Annotated in this window: 7 protein-coding genes; 1 reads left to right on the top strand and 6 read right to left on the bottom strand. The window is 69.7% G+C overall.

Annotated elements, in window-relative coordinates:
- Positions 1-1,217, bottom strand: a 1,217-nt coding sequence (locus NQ160_RS16390; RefSeq protein WP_257516234.1) for an ATP-dependent DNA helicase, incomplete at its 3' end; no start/stop codon positions are given.
- A gap of 116 nt (positions 1,218-1,333) precedes the next feature.
- Between NQ160_RS16390 and NQ160_RS16385 the strand changes: the two genes are divergently transcribed.
- Positions 1,334-2,461: a hypothetical protein gene (locus tag NQ160_RS16385; RefSeq protein WP_257516233.1), complete on the top strand. Its 1,128-nt coding sequence runs from the start codon at positions 1,334-1,336 to the stop codon at positions 2,459-2,461.
- A 142-nt stretch (positions 2,462-2,603) separates the two neighbouring features.
- On the opposite strand, the gene NQ160_RS16380 is transcribed toward NQ160_RS16385, so the two are convergent.
- From NQ160_RS16380 to rpmB, 5 genes are all read right to left on the bottom strand, one after another.
- Positions 2,604-4,592, bottom strand: a complete 1,989-nt coding sequence (locus NQ160_RS16380; protein WP_257516232.1) for a cytochrome c oxidase assembly protein — start codon at positions 4,590-4,592, stop codon at positions 2,604-2,606.
- Between the two features lie 115 nt (positions 4,593-4,707).
- Positions 4,708-4,995 (bottom strand): HU family DNA-binding protein, encoded by a 288-nt coding sequence (locus NQ160_RS16375; RefSeq protein WP_257516231.1) that lies wholly within the window; start codon positions 4,993-4,995, stop codon positions 4,708-4,710.
- Between the two features lie 331 nt (positions 4,996-5,326).
- Positions 5,327-5,632 (bottom strand): 30S ribosomal protein S14, encoded by a 306-nt coding sequence (gene rpsN / locus NQ160_RS16370; RefSeq protein ID WP_257516230.1) that lies wholly within the window; start codon positions 5,630-5,632, stop codon positions 5,327-5,329.
- A 3-nt stretch (positions 5,633-5,635) separates the two neighbouring features.
- A complete protein-coding gene (gene rpmG / locus NQ160_RS16365; RefSeq protein WP_005051772.1) occupies positions 5,636-5,806 on the bottom strand; it encodes a 50S ribosomal protein L33 in 171 nt (56 codons plus the stop codon).
- Positions 5,806-6,042, bottom strand: a complete 237-nt coding sequence (gene rpmB / locus NQ160_RS16360; protein ID WP_257494552.1) for a 50S ribosomal protein L28 — start codon at positions 6,040-6,042, stop codon at positions 5,806-5,808. Before rpmB ends, rpmG begins: the two co-directional genes overlap by 1 nt.
- Positions 6,043-6,283 lie beyond the last annotated feature (241 nt).

Below are 6,283 nucleotides of genomic sequence, written 5' to 3'. Positions count from 1 at the left end.
CCCGAGCCCAGGTCGATGATCGCGCGCTCGTAGGTCTTGCCCTGCGACTTGTGGATCGTCACGGCCCACGCCAGCCGCAGCGGGAACTGCGTGAACTCCGCGACGATGTCGCGGGAGAGCGCCTTGGATGCCGGGTCGTACGCGTACCGGAACCTCTCCCAGACGGTGGGCTCGACATCGTGCTCCACGCCGTCGACCTCGACGCGCACCGTCGCCCCGGCGATGCGGGTGACCGTGCCGATCGTGCCGTTGACCCACCGGGGCGGCTCGCCGAAACCGCCGACGTCGTTGCGTAGGAACATCACCTGCGCGCCCACCTTGAGCTGCAGTTCCATCTCGGCCGGGTACGCCGCGTCGCCGCGCCCGAAGTCGCCGCTGACATCGGCCCGGGCCGTCTGCACCGTGCCGGGGAGGGCGTCGAGGTGGCGCTGGTTGATGCGGCCTACGATGTCGTTTCGCGTGGCGAGCGTGATGATGGGCGGCTCGTCGCCGCCGGGCTCGGGCGGACGCCGGGCACCGGCGGTGTTGAGGATGTCCGCCATGTCCGCGGTGACGACCCCGTGACGCACGGCGTTGAGGAGGATCTTGAATGTCGGGTCGGACTGGCGGTGGATGTCCCGCAGCTCGCGGATGTTGAGCTTCGCGCCGTGACGGCCGAGGTCGATGAGGCCGCCATCGGCGTCGTCACCCGACTCCCCCGCCCAGACGTGCGCGTCGAAGAACCAGAACGACCGGTAGTGGTCGCGGATGTACCGCATCTCGTCGCCCCGGGGCGGGACCGGCGCCAGCTGGTAGGGGTCGCCGAACATGACGACCTGGGCGCCGCCGAACGGCTCGCTGCGTCGGCCGCGCGCCTGGCGGAGCGAGCGGTCGATGGCATCCATGAGGTCGGCGTTGACCATCGAGATCTCGTCGATGACGAGCGTGTCGAGGGCATTGAGGATGCGGCGGGTCTGGTCGGGCTGGTCCAGGTCGCTTCCGGCGATGAGGCCGATGGGCAACCGGAACAGGGAGTGGATCGTCTGACCCTCGACGTTGAGGGCTGCAACCCCGGTGGGGGCGCAGACGGCGATCTGCTTGTCGGTGTTCCAGGCCAGGTGACGCAGCAGCGTCGACTTGCCCGTGCCGGCGCGGCCGGTGACGAAGACGTGCTCATCGGTGTCTTCGATCAGCCGGAACACCGCTTCCTGTTCATCAGAGAGGGGCGGTGTGCTCACTGATTCATGCTCGCACAGGCGCGAGGCGCCCAGCCGCCGATGCCCACAGCGCGCCACGCCGCGCCGCCTGGGAGTACTCCCGGGCTGGGGGCGGGTGCAGTTCCTAGACTGAGTACATGCAGCAGGGGGTCACGGAGCCGATGCGCTCTCGCGCGCGCCGCGGCGACGGCGCCCCCTCGCCCCGGGCGGATGCCGCCACGCCGGGCTCCCGGTCGGCCGGCCGTCGCCTGCGGCGGGATCTCTCGCTGCTGGCCGTCGCGGGCGTGCTGCTGCTCGCGGCGCTGGCTGCCACCTCGAGCGTGCTGTACACGCAGTTCTACGGCCCGAGCGCGTTCGTGACGCGCTACCTCACGATGCTCAGCGAGGGCCGGGCCGCCGACGCCCTGACCGTCCCGGGGGTCGTCGTGGACTCCGCCGAGCTCGAAGCCGCCGGCCTTCCGGCGACGGCCTCAGAGGCGCTGCTGCGTCGCGCGGCCCTCGCCGAGCTCACCGACGTGCGCGCCGTCGCCGAGGAGACCCGCGACGGCGTCACCCTGGTGACGGTGGAATACAGCGCCGGGCCCTACCCGGGAAAGACCACGTTCGCCGTGGAGCGCGACGGCTGGATCGGCGTGGCCCCCTCCTGGCGGTTCGCCGAATCGCCGCTCGCGGTGATCGACCTGACGGTGCACGGCGCCATGCAGTTCACCGTCAACGGCTTCGAGGTCGACAAGCGCCAGGTGTCACCGGAGGGCGCCGAGGCCGACCCCACCGCGTCGGTGCCGTTGCTGGTGTTCTCCCCGGGCGTCTACTCCGTGTCGGTCGACACCGCCATGTCGGCGACCCCCGGCGTCGCGGTGCTGTCGGACTCGCCGGCCACCGGCATCCCGATCGAGCTTCAGGCGCAGCCCACCGAGGAGTTCATCGGCGTCGTGCAGGAGCAGGTCGACCAGTTCCTGGCCGACTGCGCCGCCCAGCAGGTGCTGCAGCCCGCGGGGTGCCCGTTCGGATTCACGGTGCGCAACCGCATCAACGAGCTGCCCGAGTGGTCGATCCCGCAGCCGCCGCAGGTCACGCTGGAACCGAACGGCGCGGGGTGGAAGATTCCCGTGACCGACGCCGTCGCGCACATCGACGTCGAGGTGAGGTCACTGTTCGACGGATCTGTGACGCCGGTCAGCGAAGACGTGCCGTTCCAGTTGACGGGCGAGATCTCGGTGCTGCCCGACGGCACAGCCTCGATCGTCCTCTCCGGCGTCGAGTGAGTATTCGCGCCGCCGAGTGAGTACCACCCCCCGCACGGTCGTCACGAATGGCCCTGCGCACGCGCTCCAGAGGGACGCATGCGACGACTGAACAACCGGGCCGGCTTAGCGCACAGCACCCGGAACCCCCGCGCCCGCCCCCTCAGAGCCCGGCGCGCTCCCGGCGGCGGGCATCCCGCTCGGCGAGTTGCGCGAGCTTCTCGTTGTACTCCTTGAGCTCGGCGTCGTCGGTTCGGTCCGCCTGACGGTCGCGCCGTTTCTGCATCCGCTCGTCGCTGCGGCTCCACTGGATCGCCACGACCAGCGCCAACACGAGCGTCGGGATCTCGCCGACCGACCACGCCACACCGCCGCCCGCGTACTGGTCCTCCAGCGGGGTCACACCCCAGGTGCGCCCCATCGAGCCGAACCACTCCGCGACCATCAGACCGGACTGCATCATGATCGCGATGCCGAAGAACGCGTGCATCGCCATCACCGCGATGAGCGTGACCAGGCGGAACGGGTACGGGTAGCGATACGGCACCGGATCGGCGCCGACGAGCGACAGGGTGAACAGGTAGCCGGCGATGAGGAAGTGGGCGACCATCCACTCGTGGCCCAGGTGGTCGTAGAGCGACCAGCGGAAGAGGTCGGTGTAGTAGAAGACCCAGAGCGATCCGATGAACATCGCCGCCGCGAAGAGCGGATGGGTGACCACGCGCGAGAACGGGCTGTGCACCGCCCACAGGATCCACTCCCGGCCGCCGCGCGTGCCGTCGTCCCGCTTGCGGATCGCCCGTGCCGCGAGGGTCACCGGAGCTCCCGCCACGAGGCACAGCGGAATGGCCATCGACAGCAGCATGTGCCCGACCATGTGCACGCTGAACAGGTAGTCCTGGTAGACGTTGATCGGCCCGCCCGTGACCCACAGCAGCAGCGCGAGACCCACCAGCCACAGGACGGTACGGTGCACCGGCCAGGTGTCGCCGCGTCGGCGGAGGCGAATGACGCCCGCGACGTAGAAGAACGCGCCGAAGGCGACGGCGAAGGCCCAGAGCAGGTCGATGTCCCACGCGGTGAACCAGCGGTCGATGGTGAACTCCGGCGGCAGCGGCGCCCCGGTGAGGAACTGCGCGGGCGTGAGGTCCACGGGCAGCGACGTGTCCACGGGCGGAGGCGTGCGCGCGAGGGCCGCCGCCGCACCGCTGGCGATGCCCATGAAGGCCAGTTCCAGGCCGATGAGCGACCAGAACCGGCGCGATGCGGCATCCTCCCGGTATCGGCCGATGAGCCGCACGCGGTACCAGGCGCCGAGCACGCCCAGCACGACGAGCGCGGCGATCTTCACCAGCAGCACGAGGCCGTAGGGAGAGGTCAGCAGCTCGAGCGTGATGCCGCCGGCGAGGGCGCGCGCGGTGCCCGAGACGGCGACCACGATGAACGCCGCCAGCGCGATCGAGGAGTAGCGCCGCAGCACGTCGGCCGTCTCGTCGCGTGAGAGCACGGGCCGCACCAGCACCATGAGCACGAGACCGCCCAGCCAGACCGCGGCCGCGATGAGGTGCAGCGCCAGCGCCGTGACGGCCGCGCTGTGGTTGGCGTCGTCGCCGGAGTGACCCTGCGTGGCCATGGGCACGAGCGAGGCGATCGCGAGGATCGCGACGATGAGCGTTGGCGTCCACGTGCGCACCGCGAACGTCAGCACCGTCAGCACGGCGCCGGCCAGGGTGGTCAGCAGCCACGAGCGGCCGAGCTCCTGCTCGACGAGGAAGCGTCCCAGCAGCTGGCCGAACTGCGCGTCGGGGCTGGGAGTGGAGCCGAGGGCGTTGAGCACGGTGAAGAACCCCGTGATGCCCGCCGAGACGGTGAACACGGCTGCGCCGACGGATGCCGCATCCAGCGCGGTCTCGAAGGCGCGCGTCCCCGCCCGCAGCGCGTACAGCGCGACGACGAGGGATCCCACCATGACGGCGGCGCTGAGGTTGACCGTGAGCTTGGCCACCGGCAGGCCCCAGCGGACGACCGGACCGGGATCGCCCAGCCGCAGCGGCTCGGCTCCCCCGGCGAAGGCGAGCCCGCACAGCAGCACGGCGACAGCCGCGACCGCGAGGATCGTCGGGCCGGCGTACCGGAGGGCGCGGGAGTTCACCACACAAGCCTACGTGGGCATGCAGAAGGGGGATGCCGCGTGGCATCCCCCTTCTGGCGGCGGAAGGTCTCGGGGCGCGCCTGCGCGCGCCGAGGCCTGGCCTGGGCCGGAGTCGTTACTTGACGGCAGCCTTGAGCTTGGAGCCGGCGGTCACCTTGACGCGCTTGCCGGCGGCGATCTTGATCTCTTCGCCGGTCTGCGGGTTGCGGCCCGTGCGCGCGGCGGTGTCGACCTGCTCGAACGCGATCCAGCCGGGGATCGAGACCTTGCTGCCCTTTGCGACGGCCTCGGAGACGGTCGCGAACAGCGAGTCGAGCACGCCGGAGACGGTGGCCTGGCTCTGGCCGGTGGCGCTGGCGATGCTCGAGACGAGCTCGGTCTTCGTGATGGACTTGTCAGCCATGGGGTTGTCCTCCAAGGCGGCGGCGCCGCCTTCTTGTCCTTCGGACCGGAGGCTGGCGCCCCCGGGCTGGTCAGTGCGACCGTGCCCGAATATACCCACGATCCGCGGAATCATGCGGATTTGGGCGCCTTGCGGGGCAGATTCACCGCGTGTCGCGGGTGAATCGGGACGGATGCGCCCGTTCCGGGCGTCGCAACCATCTTTCTCGGCCGGTTTCGGGGATCGGCAACGCGAATACTCACTCGGCACCGCGCATACTCACTCGGCAACGGCGAAAGGCCCGCAGTTCCGGGGAACTGCGGGCCTTTTCGATGCGGTCAGCGACCGGGTGTCACCAGGACGACTTGGTCACACCGGGCAGCTCGCCACGGTGAGCCATGTCGCGGAAGCGAACACGCGAGATGCCGAACTTTGTGAGGTTTCCGCGGGGGCGACCGTCGATGACGTCGCGCGAACGCACGCGCACGGGCGACGCGTTGCGGGGCAGCTTCTGCAGCCCCACGCGGGCGGCTTCGCGCTCTTCGTCGGTGGACTCCGGCGACACGAGCGCCTTCTTCAGCTCGGCGCGCTTCGCGGCGTAGCGGGCCACGATGACCTTGCGCTGCTCGTTGCGCGCGATCTTGCTCTTCTTAGCCATGGATCAACGCTCCTCTCGGAATTCGACGTGCTTGCGGATCACCGGGTCGTACTTCTTCAGCACGATGCGGTCGGGGTTGTTGCGGCGGTTCTTGCGCGTGACGTAGGTGTAACCCGTGCCGGCGGTCGAACGCAGCTTGATGATCGGACGGACGTCCTGAGCCTTCTTGGCCATCAGAGCTTCACACCCTTCGCGATCATGTCCTTGACAACCGACTCGATGCCGCGGACGTCAATGACCTTCATGCCCTTGGCGGACACGTTGATCGTGATCTTCCGGCCCAGCGAGGGCACGAAGTAGGTCTTCTTCTGCACGTTCGGGTCGAAGCGGCGCTTCGTCCGGCGGTGCGAGTGCGAGATGTTGTGACCGAAGCCGGGAACAGCTCCAGTCACCTGGCACACTGCTGCCATGTGATGTCTCCTTAGTACCGTGGCACCGGACGGTGCCACCCAAGATCCCTTGTCTGCACCCCGCACTCGATCCGGCCCGTGAAGGACCGCGGTCGAAGGGAAGGGTGCGAACTGCGTGCTGGAGTGCGCGCAGACGAAGAGTCAGTCTAGCACGGGCGGGCGTGTCGGCTTGACCTGCGGCACCGCCTCACGTGGCCGCAGCCGCCTGCGGCCCGGCCCCGCGCCCCCACCGGAACGCCGA

It is taken from the genome of Microbacterium sp. zg.Y909 (assembly GCF_024626565.1).
This window is presented reverse-complemented; position numbering and strand designations above follow the sequence as displayed.